This window comes from Ulvibacterium sp. (genome assembly GCF_028285715.1).
Taxonomy (GTDB): Bacteria; Bacteroidota; Bacteroidia; order Flavobacteriales; family Flavobacteriaceae; genus Ulvibacterium.
On the sequence record NZ_JANQOO010000028.1, the window covers coordinates 56,249 to 76,796 of the forward strand.

Consider the following 20,548-nt stretch of genomic DNA (forward strand, 5'->3'; position numbering starts at 1 on the left):
GGAAAAGTATGAGGCTATTGAGGTATAATTCGAGGTGTAAACTAGTGGTAGGTTTGGTCACGGCTTTGGTGTTCTCCGTTGGGGTGTCAGAATTAATGGCACAACCTAAACTTGAACAAATTGTCGAGGGTATCCACTATCGTTCCATTGGGCCAACCCGACAAGGTGGAAGGGTGGTTGCCTTTGCGGTATCACAACAAAACCCCTATACTTTTTATGCCGCTGCTGGACCTGCCGGGGTTTTTAAGACCGAAAATAATGGTACTACATTTTATCCCGTATTTGACCACGAAAATATCGCTTCGGTGGGAGATGTGGCTGTTGCTCCTTCCGATGACAACATTGTATGGATCGGTAGCGGTGAGGCCAATCTTAGAAACAGCACCTACTACGGAAATGGGGTATACAAATCCGTTGATGGAGCCAAGACCTGGCAACACATGGGTTTGGAAGAATCCCATCATATAGGGCGGGTGCTGGTTCATCAACATAACCCGGAAATTGTATATGTGGCCGCACAAGGGCATTATTATTCGGAGAATTCGGAGCGGGGTATCTATAAATCAGTGGATGGGGGTAAAACATGGACAAAATCCTTGGATATCAAGGAAGGAGATCGGCATATAGGGGCCACCGAAGTACGAATGGACCCAAATGACTCCAATATTTTATACGGAATCACTTACGATAGACTTCGTACCCCTTGGTCGTTTAGGACCCGAGGAACAGGAAGTGCCATATATAAATCCATGGATGCAGGGAATTCTTGGGTCAAACTTACCAACGGGTTACCCAGTGGTGCCTTGGGCAAAATTGGAATTGACATCTACCCAAAAAACTCCAACATTCTGTATGCCACTGTTGACGTTGCCCAAGCTTCAGGCGGGGGCATCCATGAAATTTATCGCAGCGACGATGCCGGAAATTCCTGGCGACGTGTAAGTGCGGAAGGCGAAAGTGTAGGAGGGCGCTCCAATTATTACGGGCAAATCATTATCGACCCAAATAACGATCAGCATATCTATGTTTTGGGAACTATTGTGCATGAATCTTATGATGGTGGTAAAACCTGGGGACAACATATAAAATATGGTGGGGATAACCATGCACTTTGGATAGATCCCAATAATTCCAACCATATGATCATGGGATACGATTACGGCATGGCCATTTCGCATGATGCCGGTAAAAATTGGTATCATCCCGACGAGTTGCCCATGGGGCAATTTTATGCCATCGGGGTGGATATGGATTATCCGTATAGCGTTTATGGCGGAACACAGGATTTTGGTTCTTGGAAAGGGCCCAGTACAAAAAAAGGCCGTTTCCCAATTCGGTTTGAGGATTGGGAACACGTAAATGGAGGGGATGGATTTTATAACCTAGTGGATCCGAATGACTCAAAGTGGTTATATACAGGCTCACAATTTGGACATATTACCAGAGTAAACCAAAAATCAGGAGCTCGCAAAACCATCATGAGCGATGAGACAGAAGGACTTCGATTTAATTGGAATACCCCTTTGCTAATTTCACCACACAACAGCAACACCATTTACGTAGGAGCGCAGAAATTGTTGCGTTCTTCGGATAGAGGGGACAATTGGGATACCATCAGTCCAGAACTAGCTCGTGTTGATGTAACTAAAAAAGGTTTTGGGCCATTTGTGTTTGGGACTATTACAACAGTGGATGAATCCCCAGTTCAAGAAGGAGTGATTTGGGTAGGAACCGACAATGGTCATGTTTACCAAACAACAGATGCTGGTAAAAATTGGATCAATCTGGATAAAAAAATCAAGAAAAATCCTGGGTATTGGGTAACCCGGGTAACCGCATCAAACCATGATGCTGGAACCGCCTACATCACCTATTCCGGATTTCGAAGGGATGATTTTAGGCCTTTCGTCTATAAAACCATTGATTTTGGTAAAACATGGATCTCTATTTCCAATGGCCTTCCCAATGCATCTGTCAACGTGATTAAAGAAGACCATAAAAACCCCAATTTACTGTTCATTGGAACGGATAAGGCGGTCTACTGTAGTTTGAACGGGGGTGAAAATTGGCTCAAATTGAAAAATAATATGCCCACTGTCGCCATCCACGATTTGGTCATTCATCCTAGGGAGAACGATTTGGTGGTTGGAACACACGGAAGAAGCATCTACATTGCCGATATATCCATTCTTCAAGAACTTTCTACTGGACTGCTAAATTCGGAGATGCACCTGTTCCAGGTTGAACCGAGGAAGCAGTGGCGAATGAATAGTCAACCCGCTGTGAGCGCCCAAAATTTTTCAGGTGAAAATGAACCTCCAGGGGTTGTCATCAACTACTATTTAAAAAACCGCCCAAAAGATAAGGTCAAGATTACCATTTATAAAGATGATGAATTGATCTATGAAACTTTGGGAACCTACGAACCGGGCCTGAACCAAATATTGTGGGGCATGATTAAACAGGTCCCAAGAACGGAAGAAGAACAAAAAGAGTGGGAGCAATTTGAAAAACTCAGTGCAGAGGAAGACGAATTCTTTGACTATTACGATACTGTAGAAATTTTTCCAATGCCCGAGGAGGAAGTGGACAAATATGGTCGCTCCTTGCGAACCCGGGTGCATCCCAGGCCTGGACTGACAGTAAAGGAATATAACTATACTAGAGTGCCCCCGGGCAAATACAAAGTAGTGTTATCTATGGGCGAACTGGCAGAGAGCACCGAGGCTATTCTGCTGGAAGATCACCATGATGCTGGTGAGTGAATAGCATCTTAAAAATAAAGTAGAACCAAAAAGTAAATGGAAAATAAAATAAATATTAGCATATGAACATTCCAATCTTTGAACTGGAAAGGGTTCAATCCCTTTTTGAAAACACAGTGGACTATAACCTTACCGAAAGTGGGTTCCATCCCTATACCTTAAAGGAGTTTTTGACCAAGGAAGAAATTGAAGCACTGACCAATACTGTATTGGGTTACGGACAGACCAATGGTTCCATCCCACTAAGAAAAAGGATAAGCGCATTGTATAATGGAGCAGACGAGGACAGCGTTTTGGTGACCAATGGTTCATCCGAAGCGAACTTTGTTGCTTGTCATACCCTATTGGAAAAAGGGGACGAGGTAGTAATGATGGTGCCCAATTATATGCAGATTTGGGGTATTGCCGAGGAGATGGGCTGTACCTTAAAGAGCTTTCCTCTTATTTCGGAAAACAATTGGAGGCCTGATCTAGACGACCTAAGAAGCAAAGTGACTGCCAAGACCAAAATGATTGCGCTGTGCAATCCCAACAATCCCACAGGATACACGCTGAGCAATGAAGAAATGCAAGAAATTGCGGATATCGCCAAAAGTGTGGATGCATGGGTATACTGCGATGAGGTTTATCGTGGTGCGGAGCTCAATGGAAAGACCATTGAAAGTTTCGTGGGCATGTACGAAAAGGTGATGGTCAACGGCGGGCTTTCCAAAGCCTATGCACTGCCCGGTCTGCGATTGGGGTGGTTGGTCGGTCCCAAAGAATTGATCGAGGATACATGGGCCTACCACGATTACACCTCTATTACTGCTGGCATTATGAGTCACTACATTGGCGAAATTGCCCTACGCCCGGAAAGACGGGAACAAATTCTTGAACGGAACAGGACCATGCTCAACGAGAACCTGAAAGTGGTGCGAGGCTGGTTGGATGGTTATGGGGACTTGTTCGAGTATGTACCCCCCAAAGGAGGCGGTATGTTGTTCATAAAATACAATTTGGACATCATTTCCTCCGATTTGGCAGAATGGCTCCGTATCGAGAAAAGTGTTTTCATTCTTGCGGGGGATGTATACGGAATGGACAAGCATTTTAGAATAGGAATAGGCGAACGAAAGGAATATATATTAAATGGCCTGGAACGAATTAAGGATGCTTTAAAAGAGCGATTTAATCTTTAAATATGTTAGGAAAGGTAAAGTTCCCGGATGCATTGCTATTGCTTTCCATTTTTATCCTGGCTGCGATGATAGCCACCTATGTGGTACCTTCGGGCAAGTTTAAAAGAACGGTTAACGAAGCTTCGGGAAGGGAGGTGGTTGTTCCGCATTCGTTTGAACAGACCGAGGCGGCACCAGTCGGATTTTTTAATATGTTGGTAGCCATCCCGAAAGGTATGCAGCAAGCAGCCTCCGTAATCTTCTTTGTTTTTTTGGTTGGGGGATCGTTTGTGGTAATCAACAAAACGGAGGCCTTGCATGCTGGAGTGGAATATATTGCTGTAAAGTTCAGTTCCCATGAAATGTGGGTCATTCCAATTTGCATTGTCCTTTTTGCGGCATTGGGCGCCATCCAAAATTTTCAAGAGGAAATTATCCCATTGGTGCCCATTCTGCTATTGTTGTGCAAGCGAATGGGGTTCGATAACCTCACGGCAGTGGCCATAAGTCTTGGAGCTGCCATGGTAGGGGCATCCTTTAGCCCCATTAACCCCTTTCAAGTAGGGATAGGTCAAAAAATATCGGATGTACCCCTGCTTTCTGGAGCATTGTTCCGGACTGTTTTTTTGGTGATAGCCGTTCTCATTTATTCCATTGTTGTGTTCCGAAGGGCATTTAAGACCAAAACGGCAGGAGAAACGACCCAGGTAATGGAATCAGGTTCGTTTTCCATAGCTCATAAACTAATTCTGTTGGTGGTGGCCCTATCGTTTGTTTTTTTGGTCATGGGGGTATCGCAGTGGGATTGGGATTTTGAGCAAATGACGGCCTTGTTTTTTCTTACAGGGATCGTTTGCGCGATAATTGCCGGATTTGGCGCCAATAGAACCATAAATGCTTTCGTGGAAGGATTTCGGGATATGGCCTATGCGGGTTTACTGATTGGATTTGCCAGGGCAATTTATGTGGTGCTCGAGGAAGGGCTCATTTTGGATTCGTTGGTAAATAGTCTCTTCGTGCCCATTTCCCAAATGCCAAAAATGGTTGCGCTTACGGGGATTACCTTGGCAGAATCCTTGGTGCATTTCCCAGTTCCCAGCGTAAGTGGGCAAGGGGTGCTAACCATGCCGTTGCTGGCATCTTTGGCAGATTTAATGGAAGTGCCTAGACAATTGATGATCCTGTGTTATCAATATGGGGCGGGCACTGCAGAACTGATTACCCCAACCAACGGTGCGTTGATGGCGGTTTTGTCAGCCAGTAGGGTGTCCTTTGCCAAATGGATCAAATTTTCCATAAAGGCCTATGTGATTTTGGTGCTATTGGGTATTGTGGCCATTTACATTGGGCATAGCATTGGGTATTCATAAAAAACTAATCTCAAATCCAATTAATGAAAACTGTAAAAAAAGTTCTTGGAGGTATTTTTCTGCTTTTGTTGGGGTCAATCGCTTATTTGTTTTTAACGCTGTCCGATGAATTTAAAGATCAAGATAATCCAGTTTCCAATTCACCCTCAAAAATGTTCGACAAGTCGGCCATTGTTTTTGATGCCATTACCATTTATGGTACCAACGGTGTTACTATGGAAAAACTGGTGCATGCTGCCCATGTAGCAGCCCAATGGTTGGACAATGACGAGAACGGACAGGTGGATGATAAAACCTTGAGGCAAACCCTTGAAGACAATAAGGCAACGGTAGTGATGTCCAAGGATGGATTCTCGGGTGCCGGCATGGCAAAGGTGATGGCCAGTTTTTCTGGTTATGCCCTTCAAGATTTGTATGCCGAGGAAACCAACAATCCAACACGGAGGGATGCGTCCCAAGAAGAGATTCACCATATCGTTTTAAATGCTGGATGGCAAAAAATGCTACCTGCTATTTTTAGTGAACATAAAAGTGACAACAGCAAGTTGTACCGCATTTGGAAGTATGCCAACGACAATGGCTATTATTCTTATGATGACCCCACTTGCAATGATGGCTGTAAAACAACAGAGTTCTTTTATCTGGCCACGGCCGCCTATTTGGATTCGCAAGCTGATCTTTTTTTGGACGAAATGCGGTTAAAGACCGTGGATGTCCTTAAGGAACACATCCCGGAAATATTCGAAATTTTTGAATCGAACGAATACGTTTACCCTCTACATAAATGGCCCGATGGCCAATATACTTTTCGACACAACATAAAATATCTGGGAGAAAATGCCCCAGAATCTTAAAGATAGAACAAAATAAAATCATTATGAAAACATCGAGTTTAATATGCACTATCCTGGGATTTTTTTTCTTGTTGGGTTGCGGGTCCAAACCCAAAAAAGAAACGCCTGTTGAAGAATCTTCAAATGCCACTTTTAATACGGAACTTGGTATTGAAGCCGTTCCGGTAAACTTGGGTGAAGCGTATACTTCCAATTTTGAGCGATACACCAAAGTAGTGGCTCCAAATGGAAAGCCCATCCATATTGTTATTCAGGATTGTATTACTGACGCACAAGCTGTACGATGTAGGGGTATTTTGGAGCATTTTTTGGCGGATTACCCTGGATCGCAATATGGGAGTGATAAGGGCGAAATTGCTAATAAGATGGCGGACAACAAAGCGGTTTTGGTGCTTTTGAATGGGAAAGACGATGGCAAGAACCCCGTAGAAGTGCCAGGCCAAGCCTTGTTTGAAGAGGAAATCCAAGTTGAGGGACATCCTTGGTACGTCAACCAAAACTATGAGCACCGGGATGCCGCTTATGAAGAGATCCTTCATTTTGTACACGATTTTGGAATTGGTGTAGATGGACACAACAGCTTCCCGGGAGCAGCGCCGGAATTTCAACAGGAAATACGAAAGGCCCAGGTCAATGGCCTCGAAAACAAACTTTGGGCCGGAGGAGAAAGAGAGCAACGCTGGATTGATGAACTCGCAGAAGAGAATAGTCTATCACAGGAATATTTGGCCTCGGTAATTGATACTTACTATGGACTTTGGGGGGCATTCTCCGAAAGCGATGGTGGTATGTGGGGCGTTTATGCGGCAAAGACCAGAGACGATTTAGAAAGCAAGGATCCCATGGGGCATAAGCTCATGGACAACAAGTTTTTTCATCCGTATTTAACGTACAATGCCAGAATTGATGAAGGCTTTATGGGTACTTTTTCCCTAAAATTTGACCCGGAAATTCCGTATTCCCACCACTCGAGGTACCTAAAGGATATTACCCTTTTGGGATCTAAGGATGTAAATGTCCACGTAAACGAGTTGGACAATGCAATTACGGGTAACTCAGGAAAAAATGTGGTCATATTCTCTGGAAATCAAGATGAATATACCATTACGAATGTCTCCAGTTCAGTTGTGGTTTCGGATAAAATCGAAGGTAGGGATGGTTCCAATACATTGAAAGCGATAGAGGAACTGCAATTTTTGGACGGGACATTAGAGCTCTAATCAAAATCGTAACTAAAACAACGAAACCCAATGAAAACATTAAAGAAAATCGCCGCTGTTTTGGCAATGATATTGACCCTAATGGCCTGTAAGAACTCCAATTCCAACAAGCAAACAACTTCATCTGAAGAGGGAAATTCAAGTGGGATAGAGCTTCCTGAGGACCGTTTGGGTGGATTTCTTCCAAAAGCACCTTTTGGAAATTCCACAGTAGATTTTCAAGATGACTCCGTAACCATCATTGAAAATGAAGGATACAGCGGATTTCCAAAAATGATGATAACCTATGGCAACAATTTTCCGGTTATGGAAGGTGTGCCCAATGAATTTTTGCATGAAGTGGCCACAACCTTTCAACAAATGTTTCCACAAGATTCTACCTTAAACCTTGAAAAGCAACATGCGGTTGTCAACGCAATGCACCAATACAATAGTGCCATTCCTGTTTTTAAAGGTCGATACGAATCCATAGCGGAAAACATTAGCGAAGAGGTAGAAAAACTCTCCCAAGCGTATAGCGTTTGCGATATCATTATGTACCGTGATGGTACGGGCAGACAGACCATGGAAGTGGTGGAGCATATACTACATGCTGTAACGGGGGCAGGACTACATATTGTAATGCCGGAAAAATGGAGTTTTACGGATAGTGAATCCGAAGTAACAAGGATTATGGATAAGGCAGTGGAAGCAGGTCTATATGACATCGCAGGCTATGGCGATATTTTGGAGGAAAGCAAAGAAGTATACCAGCGAGTTCTTGTGCAGGAATTTGCCTATTGGCTCATTAGCACCTACTGGAATTTGCAAGAGCCCTATGGTCCAATGGAGGAGGAAGAATGGAATATAGACAACAAGGAACAATTACTGGAGAAACTGCCAGAGGGGTATGATCTGGTAAGGAATACTATCGACGATATCATGAAGGCGCCTTCAATGGAGGTGTTGGAAGCATTTAGAAAATACAATTAGGCAAAGGGAATCTATTGCATTTGAACTGCGGTCCTGCAACTTGTTAAATACAGCCAAGACTATTAGGATTCTATCCGTAATTAAAAAACTACTGAAAAGATCACAAAATGAAACACATCACCACCATCTACAAAAGAACAGCGATTATAGGGTTGTTACTATTATTGATTGCCCCAATGAAATCAAACGCAACCGAAATGGACACTTCAAAAGTTGAATTGAAAAAGAGCGTCATGATTCCAATGCGCGATGGCATTCGACTCTCTACGGATTTATATTGGCCCAAAGGGTCGGAGAAAGATTTGCCGGTAATCTTGATTCGAACACCCTACAATAAAAACAGCTTTCGAAATCCCAAAAATGATCGGTCGGCGATAGCCTATATGTTTGCCTCCAACGGATTTGTTGTGGCTATCCAGGACTGTAGGGGAAAACATGAATCGGAAGGGATCTATTCTCCTCCTGCTGGGCAGGAAGCCGAGGATGGTTATGATGCGGTTGATTGGCTCTCCAAACAAGAATGGGGCAACGGGAATGTTGGGACCTTTGGCTGCTCGTATCTCGGTGAAGTGCAAGCAGCGCAGGCTCCCTTAATGCATCCCAACTTAAAATGTATGGTTCCGCAAAATGGACCTATGATCGGTGCGGCCAACGGGCAGTATAGATACTGGTCGGGCTGGAAAGGTGGCGCATTTGACTTGGCTGCCGGGATAGAATGGTATTTGCGGGCAGGCGTGAAGTATTCTTTAAAGCCACCTCAAGGTCTTTCTGAGTGTGAAGTCCAGGCCATCCGGGAATTTTATACCCCAGAGGCCACCAATTTGCCGAAAGTGGACTTGGAAAAACTAAATTGGCACCTCCCCTTGAAAGATGTAATGAAAAAGGTAGGATCAGCCCCCAACGACTGGGAAAAAATGGTGACAACAGATTATAGCGATTCGTGGTGGCATGATGTAATGGGATACTATGATGGGACGGAAAAAATCAACACACCCGCTCTGCACATGACCACTTGGTTTGATATAAGCGTTTCGGAAAGCATTTATGAGTTTAATTATTTTAGGGAAAATTCCGTGACCAAAAACTCGGCAAACAACCAATTTATCATTGTTGCACCGGCAACGCATTGTGGGTTTACCGATATGACCGAAAATTCTATAATCGGGGAACTCAAGGTAGGAGATGCCAGAAAGGAATGGAATGATATCTATTTAAAATGGTTCGGGTACTGGCTTAAAGGAGAGGATAATGGAATTACGGACATGCCAAAGGTTCAATATTATGCCATGGGAGATAATAAATGGAAATCTTCCGATGTTTGGCCTTTGAAAAACACCACTTATAAAGAGTACTATTTACGTAGTAATGGGCATGCCAATAGTCGAAATGGAGATGGTGGGATTTCTACAATCTCTCCGGGCAATGAACCTTTTGACTCATTTGTTTATGACCCGGGTAATCCTGTGCCGACTGTTGGTGGCCCGCGAGGTACTTCATATACAACACCTTCTGGTTCAATCGACCAGACTCCAGTGGAAATTAGAAATGATGTACTGGTTTATACCGGTGAGGTATTAGAAGAAGACCTTCAGGTGACGGGGCAACTCATGGCTGTTTTTTATGTGTCCTCGAATGCGAAGGATACGGATTTTACCGTTAAACTGGTAGACGTCCAACCCGATGGAAAAGCATATAATATTCAAAGTAGTATCCTTAGGGCAAGGTATCGTGAAGGCTTTACAAAAAAAGTATGGATGGAGAAGGACAAAGTATATAAACTTGAGATAGATTTAAATGCAACTTCATACATGTTCAAGAAAGGACATCGATTGCGTGTTCAAGTTTCTAGCAGCAATTTTCCATTGTACGATCGCAATCTTAATACAGGAGGTAATAACTATGATGAGACGGAATGGGTAGTGGCAAAAAATATAATTCACCATTCTAAAAGATACCCATCCCATATTGTTTTGCCCGTTATTGAAAGGTAAATCATATCTGCTTTAACCGATTTTGTTGATGTTTGAAATAAAATCGATTCAGAAAAAACAACTATTCAAAACAACAAAGCACTGCAAAATCTATGATTTGAAAGCTTTAATTTCGGTCGGAATCTCCTGATAGTGACCTTGGCCAGATTTAAAACTTTCTATAAATGTTAAAGAGTATCCTTAATGGAAAACACAACTTGATTTTGAATCTTGGATACCATGGATTTTGCTCAAGAAACGACCAAGGTATTGACCTCGTCCAGAATATCATTATCGAAGTCTTTCAAGTATACCTGGGTGGTCCTAAGGGAACTATGGCCCAATGCCTCGCTTATCAGTTCAGTGGAAACTCCGAGGTATTTTGCGATGGTGGCCCATGAATGCCGGATATTGTAGGTAGTGAACTTCCCTTCTATTCCCGCATCCTTAGCTATGATCCTTAACCTCTCGTTCATCCTTCTTCTCTGGGACTTGTACTTTTGGTAATGTTCGCTACTCCCATCATAATTGGTCGGGAACAGGTAGTCCTTAGGCCGCTTACCTAACATGTAGTGTTCAAGGATCTTTCGAAGTTCGGGAACTATCTTTATCGCAAGGGGCTTGTCCGACTTGCTCCTTCCGTAATATATATGGGTATCTGTAACATGTCCGACCTTGACCTGTACAAGGTCGATGAAGTTCATTCCCCTGCAGTAGAACATAATCATGGCATAATTCCTTGCATGCCAAAGAACTGAGCCGGCCGGATATACCAACCCTTTTATGCTGTTTATATTCTCCTTTGTCCTGGCCCTTTTCCTGGTACGTCCACCGGATGGAATCTTATAGGTCTCAAATGGATTCCTCAAGGGTACGAACCGATCTTCCTCTATGGCGGAGTTGTAAATGGCCCTAATGGCCCTGAGATATATGCTAATGGTATTTTTACTGTTCCCCTTACCCAAATGATAGGCCTCGAAGTTCCTTAAAAAGGAAACGTCGATTTCATGGAGTTTGGCAATTTTCCCCTCATTGAATTTTTTAAGGGCAACCATTCCGTTGTAATACCATTTGGCCGTTCCCGGTTTGTTGGCGTTCCGCTTTCTTTGGATCAGAATGTTTCCCCAGTCCTCGAGCGAGAGATCGTTTTCGACCTTTTTTTTGATCTCGGATCTTATATTGTCGTTCCACCTGTCCTTGATCAGTCGGACAAGAGCTTTGACGTCCAAAAGAAGCAGACCGTCCCCAAGTTCCCTCAACAGGCATCTGGCCTGGTACAGCTTGTCCTCCAATTCAATATTGATCTCCTCACGGCGGAGCCCTTTATTATGGGCTACCGATTTTCTCAGTTTGTTGTTGACCTCGTCCCAGCCCAGGATGGAAGTTGAATGCCCAAGGCTTACACATCGCGTTTTTATATGATGTACCCTAAGTGAAATAGGGTACGTGCCATCGTTTTTTCTGGAGCTTTCCCTAGTGTCCAATATCAGGCTTATCTTGGCCATTTTCGTTTGCTTTTTCAATTAAGTTACGAATAAAAATTGCAAACTTTTTGCACACTTTTTCTCGATATCGAACCGAACGAAATGGTATCAAATTCAATTAAAAAGCTAAAAATCAATATTTTAATTTGGTATTGGCCTTTGCAGACATTTGAAAGTTTAAGCCTGTCACGCAGGGGGTCGCGGGTTCGAGTCCCGTCCAGACCGCTGGAATTCATTGAAGAATTCGCAATAAGCCTGTAAATCAAGTATTTACAGGCTTTTTTATTTTATTTGATATCAAAAAATACCATATAAAACCATAAAAAAGGTGCGTAATTCGGTGCGTTAAAATACCCCTTTAAAAGACTCACCGCCATCGCTGTAATTGACTGTTAAAGAAATCTTTACGAAGAAATTTTAACATTTGGTTTTAGTACTTTCCGGTGAGTTTCAAAATTACTCACCGATGTCTGGAAAAATAAACGTCCTTTTTTACCCAAAAAAATCCGATACTGATACGGACGGAATGGTTACCGTTTATGCACGAATTACTGTCAGTGGAAAGCGTGCCGAACTCAGCCTGGGAAGGCGAGTTGGGGAACAACGATGGGATTCACGGGGTGGTAGGCTACGAGGAACTACCATGGAAGTCTCCAAGTTCAACCGATTTTTGGACACAGTTAAAAACCGTTGTTTTGAAATCCATGATACCCTGCTAAGGGAGCATCAGGATATTTCAGCCACTATCATCAAGAACATTTATCTGGGAAAGGAAGGCAAGGAATGGATGGTATTGGAAATCTTCCAGAATCACAATGATGAAATGGAAAGCCTATTGGGAAAAGGTTTTACCAAAGGCACTTTACAACGCTATAGAGCGGCCTACAAGCACGTAACGGCATATATCCAACATAACTATCAAAGAAACGACATTCCTGTGCGCAGGGTTGATCATAAGTTTATCACGGGCTTGGAATACTTTTTAAAGTCAAAACGTAACTGCGGGCACAATACGGCCATTAAGTATATCGTCAACTTCAAAAAAATTATTCGCATTGCCTATGCCAATGAATGGATCAGCAGAGATCCTTTCTTTCATTGGAAGGCCAGTTGGAAGACCAAGGAGAAACAATTTCTGACCGAAGCCGAATTGGAAACACTTCGAGAGAAGAAATCTTTTTTGCCACGTTTGGATTTAGTCAGGGATATTTTTGTGTTCTGCTGCTACACGGGTCTGGCCTATGCCGATGTAAAACAGTTGGGAGAAGAAGATATAATCATTGGGGTCGATGGTTACCGATGGATCAAGATGGCACGAAAGAAAACCAAGGCCATCAGCAGTATTCCCCTGCTCCCTCCTGCCGAAGCCATTATTGAAAAATACAGTGAACATCCGTATGTATTGGATGGCAAAGGCGTTCTACCTGTGTTGACCAATCAAAAATCGAACGCCTATTTGAAAGAGATAGCCGATGTCTGCGGTATCAACAAAAACCTGACCACCCATTTGGCAAGACATACTTTTGCCACAACGGTCACTTTATCCAAAGGGGTTTCCATTTCCACCGTGAGCAAAATGTTGGGCCATCGTTCCTTAAAAACTACCCAGATTTATGCCAAGGTTTTGGATAGTAAAATAGCAGATGAAATGGCCGTATTGAAAGCGCAATTGCAACAAGAGCAAGCTAAGAAACCAAAATAAAGAATTCCCTTTTATTATATGTTCTCTATATTGCCCTGGATAAACTTAAAAACATTACCACTTTCCATATATGAGTGATATTCTAATTATCATTTTGGTACTAGGACTATATTTCTCTCCTGTTTTCTATCAACTTTTCATCGTAATTCAAGAAAGTAAAAGAGGGAACAAAAAGCCACTCCGAAGGTTTAAAAGGATCTTAAAATATAGTTTTATGACTTTAGTTCCTTTGGCGATAGGTTTCGGATTATTGGTTAGGATAAATTACCTAGACTATGAATCCCCAATTACCTATGATCGTGTTGACCAAATAACTTTTGAAAATTTTAGGGGTCTTGAATTCTTTAAAAAATCCTTGTATGGAAACGAGCGATTTGCCTATGTTGTGACCTCATTTGAAAGTGAAATCGAAGAGGACTCCGTGAAAGTTCAATCTTTATTTCACCCCTCTAGGTCGTTTGTATATAACAGCCATTCAAACAGCACGAGCCTATTAAGACATGAGATATACCATTTTAAAATTACTGAGCTGTTTTGCAGAAGAGCAAAAGAAGAAATCGCCTTGAAGAAACAGCTTTCAAAAAAAGAAATTGCTGACATAATCAATAAATTCGAATATCGAGAAAGAGAGTTTCAAAAAAGATATGATTATGATACTTTCCATAGTTATGTTTTTGGTGAACAAAAGAAATATGAAAGAAAGATTGATAGTTTGCTAAATTTGCTTTCCAAATATGAAAAACCAAAAGTTGCTTTAAATGAATAGATTCTTCTACACTTCCTTTGCTATAGTTCTTTTCTTATTTCTTGGGTGTAAAACCGAAAAACACAAATTTCCATTAGAAAAGAGGTTTTGGGATACCAATGACTATAGATCGGTCTCTTTGGAACTAAATTACGGATATGAAGATGATGAAAAACTGCCTTCTTTCGATGACCCAACCACAAGAATGATTGTTGAAAAACTTACAGATCATGAGAATTATGTCATTGTCTTAGAGGATGAAGAATTAGGAGTCAAGCATAGAAGCGGTGTCGCAGAGGAATTCTTCAAACAATGGAAAGACATGCAGGATATTTATCGTGCTAGAGATAGGCAGGACAAATATTTATATGATAAAGAAATGCTTGCGGTTTGGCAATTCGGCTTAGGGCTTCAATTGAGATATTTCAAATTGGGAAATGACGATATTTTAGCAAGTTCCGATGATCCTAGTTCCGATATTACCAAAACAAGGGTTAACCGAAATATTAAGACCCTAATAAGCAATTTCAATATTTATCTTGATGAGATTAATCATGAGAATGCCTTTTCAAATGAAGGAAAAAACCTTTTGGCCGAAGGTATAGATAAACACTTTACTGCTTTGGTGGAATTATATCCAAATGCAGATTTTGGCCAACTAGAACGCAAGGTAAATCTGATGCTGGAAAAGAGCGACTCTGCAAGCATTAAGGAATCTCTTAGGAAGCTAAAAGAGCTTATCGAGTCCAAGAAATCGGTCATTTAGACTTGATATCAAAATTTTAGTTTTATTTCACTCCGTCGTGCAAAGCTGCGGATAATTCTCCATTTCTAAGGACACAATTTGAGACCTTAGAGCTTTTCTTGGCAGAACACCTTTCTATTGCCATATCCTCAAAAAGTGACTATAGGAGTTCATAAAATCCAGAAAATTTTAACGAAGTGAATTAAGAGCCATTACCTTAAAAGTAATGGTATTCCGAAGTCCCCGCTTGTGGGGAAAAGGAATAGCAAGAGGGTAACACGCTAAAGCGATGTTTCGTAAACAAAAGACCTTATAAGATTTGATTTTCAATGCTTTAAAACCAAATCTTGAAGAGCATAAGAAATCCAAATTGTAACAATTGGACCTATAGCCCCTATTAACAGGGCTTTAGATTGTAACAATCGGGTGAAAGAAAAAGGAAATGGATGGATTTGGAACCATACGGCTACACATTAGAACCATAAAAAGGTTCAAGCGGTTTTCAAGGAAAATAAAGAAGTCCTATTCCGAAACTTTGGAGGTCATTATAGACTTCTTCGAATGGCATGGAATTTCTCCAGAAAGTAAATTTCCAAAACGTATTGGTGAAGATGGAATAAAGACACGTAAACGAATAAATGCCCTTATCGCAATTATGCGTGATATAGAAAAAACTCAAACAATGCCCACAAATGAAATGATGATGGCCCTTTTCGGACAACATGAAATTGTAAAGAAGAAAAAGTACCCAGAAAAGGTTGAACAGAAAATGACAAAAGGGGAATGGGACAGATTGGAGGGAATGATTCCCCAACAGCGTTATGACAAACTAAAGGAAAAGCATAAAAGGGAGAAAGAAGAGGTTCTGCAATTCCTTCTAAAAGTAAAGTTGGTCAAGCCAAGGTTTGGGAAACCTTATTGGAGCATGGAGACCAATGCTAATGAACTGGACCTTCTCAAAAACAAAATGAGAAGGGATTTTTAAAATTTCGTCTCACTTAGTTGTATGCGCCCTATCCGATTTTTGCTTTACGCTTATCCATCGGAACACTACAAAAATCGAACAGGATCCATGCGCAAAGTTTTGGGGTAAGGATTTGGGACTTGCAGCACGAAACTTCGTTTCGCTCGCTTTTTCTTTTTGCAACCATCGGGAGCAAAACAAGATTGTCATGACAATGACACATCTTGAAGTTAACTAAGTCATTCGAATCCTTAAAAGTACTATTTTTAGCAATAAAATAACATATAACCTATATTTAGCAACGATCTTAAAAAATCAAAATAGGCAATGAAAGTCTTCACATTGTAGATAGTATTTTAGACTGGTCTTTACTAAGTGTATTAATTACCATGGCGGTTGTGAAATAACCATTTATGTCTCTGTATAATGTGGTGCCGTCAATTTTGCTTTTAGGTTCCAATAAATCATTGCTAGGTAATCTTAATATTGCAGTACCATTCCATAGACCATTGGCACGTTGCATATGGACCAACTCATTAGTTATATTATAAGTGACCTTTTGGAAGCCAATCAAACGTAAACAGTTAATCAGTAATGCTTTTTCGAAAATACTTGGAGCTTTATAATTTTCAAGGTAGTTGGATAACTCCAAATATCTAGGAGGTTTTCTTTTGATTGCATTAAAGTATAGCAAATAACCATATATTGGGTATAAATCAGTAGTCCACCAATAAGAACTCCAAGACCCATTTTCGAGTTGATTGTTATATACAAATTCTGGTGGCTCGGCTGACGTATTGAAGTTAAATTTTTGCTGTGCCAATAGCACGTATGGGGAAACATCATCAACAGCTAAACTCCAAGGTCCTTTATAAATATTTGAGCTGTAAGTGCCATAACCATATGCTGACTTGTAATCGGATTCTAATTTTCTTAAAATGGCTACTGCAATGTTCTTTTTAGGAACTACCGATAATAATCCTAGGCTTGTAGAATCAGAATCTGTTGGAGTAGATGCATTATATGCCCATCCCGTTTGTGTTACCTGGTCTTGAAGCCATTTTTGAGCATTCTTGTATAATTGTGAATGTTCAATTGATAGTCGAACATTTTGAAGCTGAAAAAGTATAAAAGCAGTTACCCATATATCAGATTTTCCTACGGGAAGATGATAATCTTCCCATTTTTGCTTATTAATCATTGAATTAAAAAGGGCATTAATGGCATTATTTAAAGTGGCATCTACTAAGTGCTTTTTTGAAACATCCTTCTCTTTCCTTGTTTCCAATTTATACTTAAAAAGTCTGGGTTGCACGTAGGTATTTAAATGAAAGTTACCATCATTTTCGAAGCCAACACCCACAAATTTGTGTGCTTTTTCTTTTGTATCATAAGGTTCTGAATAGCCAATTAAAGAAAGTACTTTTTTGTATTCCCTGAATGGCAAGTTCATTTTATGCATTAAAGAATAGGTCCTGGATACAACTTCCTGCTCGGTAAAATTTAAATTGGTAACGGCCAATTCCGTTTTTAAAGTTGCCCTTTCGTTGGTGCCTGCCTCCCAGCTAACAAAGAAGGTTTGATTTGGATACCTCTTATTATCTGTAAGCGGATAGGCTTCGATTAAGTTTCTTATTTTAGGTTCAACATGTTCTCCATTTGTAGCCCTATACCATCTGGTAAGCCAGTCCAGTGTAACTTCCTCCGATCTAAAGTAAACTTTCACCCTACCACATTTGCCATTGGGGAGCACATCAAAAGCAATTCCGACTGGAATTGAATTTGTACTAACATCGGCTGACATATCACACCACTCCTTTAATGACGCATGGCGTTTTAAAATAGTCAATAACCGACCAATTTTTAACCATCTTTTTCTTATCTCGCCGGCGTTGAGGTTTAGATATATTTTATAGCCTATCCCTTTTTTATTTGCCCCGATGGCAAACCAAATTGCGCTTTTCCAATGTTTTGGCCATTCCGAACTTTTGGGCATTAAGATGGGCAAAGCTTGCTCTTTAAACCAACTGTCAGTTGGAATTCCTAAAAGAGCGTTTAATTCATCTATTTTTAATAATGATTCCTGAAACCTTTTATAACTAGATGTATAAGGGGTTCCGCTCTCGCAAATGAATCTAAGTGAAGCTTGTTGTTCAGGTGCAAAGCTAAAACTCCATTGAAAAGGGACCCCATTCGAATTTATTCTGGACAACCCGCTATAGGGTAATTTCATTTCACCTGAAAGTGATTCAAAGCATAGCAAATTATATATCCTTTTGAGCTTTGAGAGTTGGAAATTTGGAAATTTGTAGTGCTTTGCCAGCCTTTCCAATTGTTCCTCAATAATTGTGAAGTAGGAACATGTTACCAAAGTATTGTTTAGTCTCATTTGAATTAGTTCAAAAGAGATCTTAGCATATTCAAATAAACTAAGATCTCTTTATTTAAAGGCCTATCCTTCGTGGAAAATAATTTCGCCATTGGCTCCGTCATGACCATTTGCACCTGTTTGGCCATTTTGTCCAGGATTGCCATTTGCCCCTACGTTTCTTCCGGCACCACCTGGCCCAAACTGTCCGCCTTGCCCAGCGTCTCCTCCATCACCTCCACTACCACCTTCGGCATTTGCGTTTAAACTACTTTGTATTATATCAGTGGCCACAATTGTAATGCTACCGCCGTTACCGCCATCACCACCATTTCCACCATCACCTCCGGGTCCTCCATTTCCCCCTCTTCCACCACTGGCAGTAGGTTCGCAATCATTTCCACTTCCTCCTGCACCTCCAGTGCCTCCGTCGCCACCGTTACCACCGCTTCCTCCTTTTCCGCCATTTCCACCACGCGTATCAATATCAACTCCTGAGATAAACTCCTCAACATTGATTACAACGTTACTTCCGTTAGTTCCGTTTACACCATTAGTTCCATTGGATCCTGCTAAACCATTGCTTGCTGCGCCCCCATTTACGGGGGCTTCGTCTCCATTCCAATTACATTCTGCGGCCCTTCCGTTAGTTCCTGGACTTCCGTTATTACCGTTGGTACCAGCTGACCCTTGAGCACCATCTGTACCTTTTGCTATTATATTAGGCATAATATTATTTTTTAAAAATTGTTAAAATATGATTTACAAATTGCCCTGAAATGATCGGCAATTAAAAGTGGTTGGACCCGTATAAGTGATCTTACCATTGCCGTACAGCATTATTTTTCTTGCATTGACGTTTAAAACATCATTGGCGATATTCAAGGTTGCGTTGTTATGAACAATGATGTCATTAAACCAAAAAACCGGAATGGTTGCCCTAGATAACTCTAAAAATCTGTCCAGTACCGGTTTATAAGCACTTACTTCAGCGCTATTACCATAGATATATCGGTTGGCAATATTTCGAGCAGCTGCAAAGTTTGCATCGCGCTGTCTCTTATCTTTCACTTCCAAATCCTTAATTGATGGAATTTTTGAAATCTTGGGACACCCACAATTTTTTTTGGAGGCAATTTTATCTGAAATACCAATTAGTTCTTTTACAACCGCAATGTCCTTAACTTTAACAAGCTTAAAATGCTCCTTGAAAGTTTTAGAATCCGTAGTTAGGTCCAAAGTCTTTTTAGATTTCAGCTCGAGATTTTTTGCTTTAAACCCTTTGAATTGGCTTAATTTATCCAATGGAAATTTATCAAAGGATGGTTTATCTTTATTGTCCATGTTACTCCTATTTTAGATTAATATTATTATTACATGCATCGATTCTTATAAATGTGTTATTCCAATTGGTAAATAACACAATCTATATATTCAATTTGCTGTAACACGTGTAGACTTTCAGCTGTTCTTAAAACTAATTACAAATTGATCATAAGAATATTTAGCATTATTTTAAAAGTAAGATATATCCTATATTGTTTTAAGAATTATGTGTCAATGGTTTGAAATAAAGTATATTCTGTAAGATTTAATTAATATCATCTATGAATTCAATACTTAGAATTTTAATTTTTGGTATTTGCCACCAAGACTTTTTGAAGTTTCCTTGAATTAACAGCCTTTAGTAAAAGGAATAACAGTTTGCTTGGTAATAGTATTAAAATGTCGTTATGTACAGCCAACATCAATTCAGGCATTCCCTCAACTCCTTTGTTTTTGATTAGGGATAATTTAGAATTCATTCCTAAGTTTCTATGAATGGAAGACATCGTGTCATTTCGGCTCAAATGTTCCCCTTAAATTTCTGGAGGTCTTTATGGCCTCAGAAACAATAAGGTTGATCATGACCTCTGTTTGCTCGGTTTTGGAAAGCCCCTCCAAAACCCCACTAATGCGACCAGTACGTTGCGCGAAATCAAAGAGCATATCTTCAATAGCATTAGTTTAATATTGAAAATTGGGCTGATCTCATTGTTGCCAATTATAGCGCATGAGCCGATTAGGGTTCTTATTTGGCTCAGAAATAATAAGAAAGTGGGTTGATTTATATAGCTCATTCATCATTTAAGAATGGCATAAAATCAAAGATCTATTGAACAATGTCAACTATGTCGGTAGCATCCGTCCTATCCAACCTTTACTTCACTCTTTTCAGCTTCAACATTA

Annotated in this window: 16 protein-coding genes; 11 read left to right on the plus strand and 5 right to left on the minus strand. The window is 40.8% G+C overall.

Annotated features, from left to right (window positions below):
• The first annotated feature begins 8 nt into the window (after positions 1–8).
• The 7 genes from Q0993_RS17360 (at position 9) to Q0993_RS17390 (ending at position 10,332) form a co-directional block, all read left to right on the plus strand.
• A complete protein-coding gene (locus Q0993_RS17360) occupies positions 9–2,765 on the plus strand; it encodes a sialidase family protein (RefSeq protein ID WP_299535474.1) in 2,757 nt (918 codons plus the stop codon).
• 62 nt (positions 2,766–2,827) lie between these two features.
• Complete coding sequence (locus Q0993_RS17365; protein WP_299535476.1) at positions 2,828–3,946, plus strand: aminotransferase class I/II-fold pyridoxal phosphate-dependent enzyme; 1,119 nt, start codon at positions 2,828–2,830, stop codon at positions 3,944–3,946.
• A gap of 2 nt (positions 3,947–3,948) precedes the next feature.
• A complete protein-coding gene (locus Q0993_RS17370; RefSeq protein ID WP_299535478.1) occupies positions 3,949–5,295 on the plus strand; it encodes a YfcC family protein in 1,347 nt (448 codons plus the stop codon).
• Positions 5,296–5,318: 23 nt separating this feature from the next.
• Complete coding sequence (locus Q0993_RS17375) at positions 5,319–6,149, plus strand: hypothetical protein (RefSeq protein ID WP_299535481.1); 831 nt, start codon at positions 5,319–5,321, stop codon at positions 6,147–6,149.
• A 23-nt stretch (positions 6,150–6,172) separates the two neighbouring features.
• On the plus strand, positions 6,173–7,369 hold the full coding sequence (locus Q0993_RS17380; RefSeq protein WP_299535483.1) for a hypothetical protein: 1,197 nt from the start codon (positions 6,173–6,175) through the stop codon (positions 7,367–7,369).
• Positions 7,370–7,399: 30 nt separating this feature from the next.
• Positions 7,400–8,341: a hypothetical protein gene (locus Q0993_RS17385; RefSeq protein WP_299535484.1), complete on the plus strand. Its 942-nt coding sequence runs from the start codon at positions 7,400–7,402 to the stop codon at positions 8,339–8,341.
• Positions 8,342–8,448: 107 nt separating this feature from the next.
• On the plus strand, positions 8,449–10,332 hold the full coding sequence (locus Q0993_RS17390) for a CocE/NonD family hydrolase (RefSeq protein WP_299535486.1): 1,884 nt from the start codon (positions 8,449–8,451) through the stop codon (positions 10,330–10,332).
• Between the two features lie 230 nt (positions 10,333–10,562).
• Here Q0993_RS17390 and Q0993_RS17395 read toward each other — a convergent pair whose 3' ends face one another.
• Positions 10,563–11,816, minus strand: a complete 1,254-nt coding sequence (locus Q0993_RS17395) for a site-specific integrase (RefSeq protein ID WP_299535488.1) — start codon at positions 11,814–11,816, stop codon at positions 10,563–10,565.
• A 445-nt stretch (positions 11,817–12,261) separates the two neighbouring features.
• Here Q0993_RS17395 and Q0993_RS17400 point away from each other — a divergent pair, with 445 nt between their 5' ends.
• The 4 genes from Q0993_RS17400 to Q0993_RS17415 all read left to right on the plus strand — a co-directional run bounded on the left by Q0993_RS17400 (position 12,262) and on the right by Q0993_RS17415 (position 15,972).
• Positions 12,262–13,497, plus strand: coding sequence for a site-specific integrase (locus tag Q0993_RS17400; RefSeq protein ID WP_299535490.1), 1,236 nt, complete (start codon positions 12,262–12,264; stop codon positions 13,495–13,497).
• Between the two features lie 214 nt (positions 13,498–13,711).
• A complete protein-coding gene (locus tag Q0993_RS17405; protein WP_299535492.1) occupies positions 13,712–14,263 on the plus strand; it encodes a hypothetical protein in 552 nt (183 codons plus the stop codon).
• 118 nt (positions 14,264–14,381) lie between these two features.
• Positions 14,382–15,008, plus strand: coding sequence for a hypothetical protein (locus tag Q0993_RS17410; protein ID WP_299535494.1), 627 nt, complete (start codon positions 14,382–14,384; stop codon positions 15,006–15,008).
• Positions 15,009–15,429: 421 nt separating this feature from the next.
• Positions 15,430–15,972: a BfmA/BtgA family mobilization protein gene (locus Q0993_RS17415; RefSeq protein ID WP_299535496.1), complete on the plus strand. Its 543-nt coding sequence runs from the start codon at positions 15,430–15,432 to the stop codon at positions 15,970–15,972.
• A 316-nt stretch (positions 15,973–16,288) separates the two neighbouring features.
• Here Q0993_RS17415 and Q0993_RS17420 read toward each other — a convergent pair whose 3' ends face one another.
• The 4 genes from Q0993_RS17420 to Q0993_RS17435 all read right to left on the minus strand — a co-directional run bounded on the left by Q0993_RS17420 (position 16,289) and on the right by Q0993_RS17435 (position 20,317).
• Entirely contained in the window at positions 16,289–18,340 is a 2,052-nt protein-coding gene (locus Q0993_RS17420) for a hypothetical protein (protein ID WP_299535497.1), read from the minus strand.
• A 63-nt stretch (positions 18,341–18,403) separates the two neighbouring features.
• On the minus strand, positions 18,404–19,048 hold the full coding sequence (locus Q0993_RS17425) for a hypothetical protein (RefSeq protein WP_299535498.1): 645 nt from the start codon (positions 19,046–19,048) through the stop codon (positions 18,404–18,406).
• Between the two features lie 33 nt (positions 19,049–19,081).
• Positions 19,082–19,663, minus strand: a complete 582-nt coding sequence (locus tag Q0993_RS17430; RefSeq protein ID WP_299535499.1) for a hypothetical protein — start codon at positions 19,661–19,663, stop codon at positions 19,082–19,084.
• A gap of 492 nt (positions 19,664–20,155) precedes the next feature.
• Positions 20,156–20,317, minus strand: a complete 162-nt coding sequence (locus tag Q0993_RS17435; RefSeq protein WP_299535507.1) for a DUF4172 domain-containing protein — start codon at positions 20,315–20,317, stop codon at positions 20,156–20,158.
• Between the last annotated feature and the right edge of the window lie 231 nt (positions 20,318–20,548).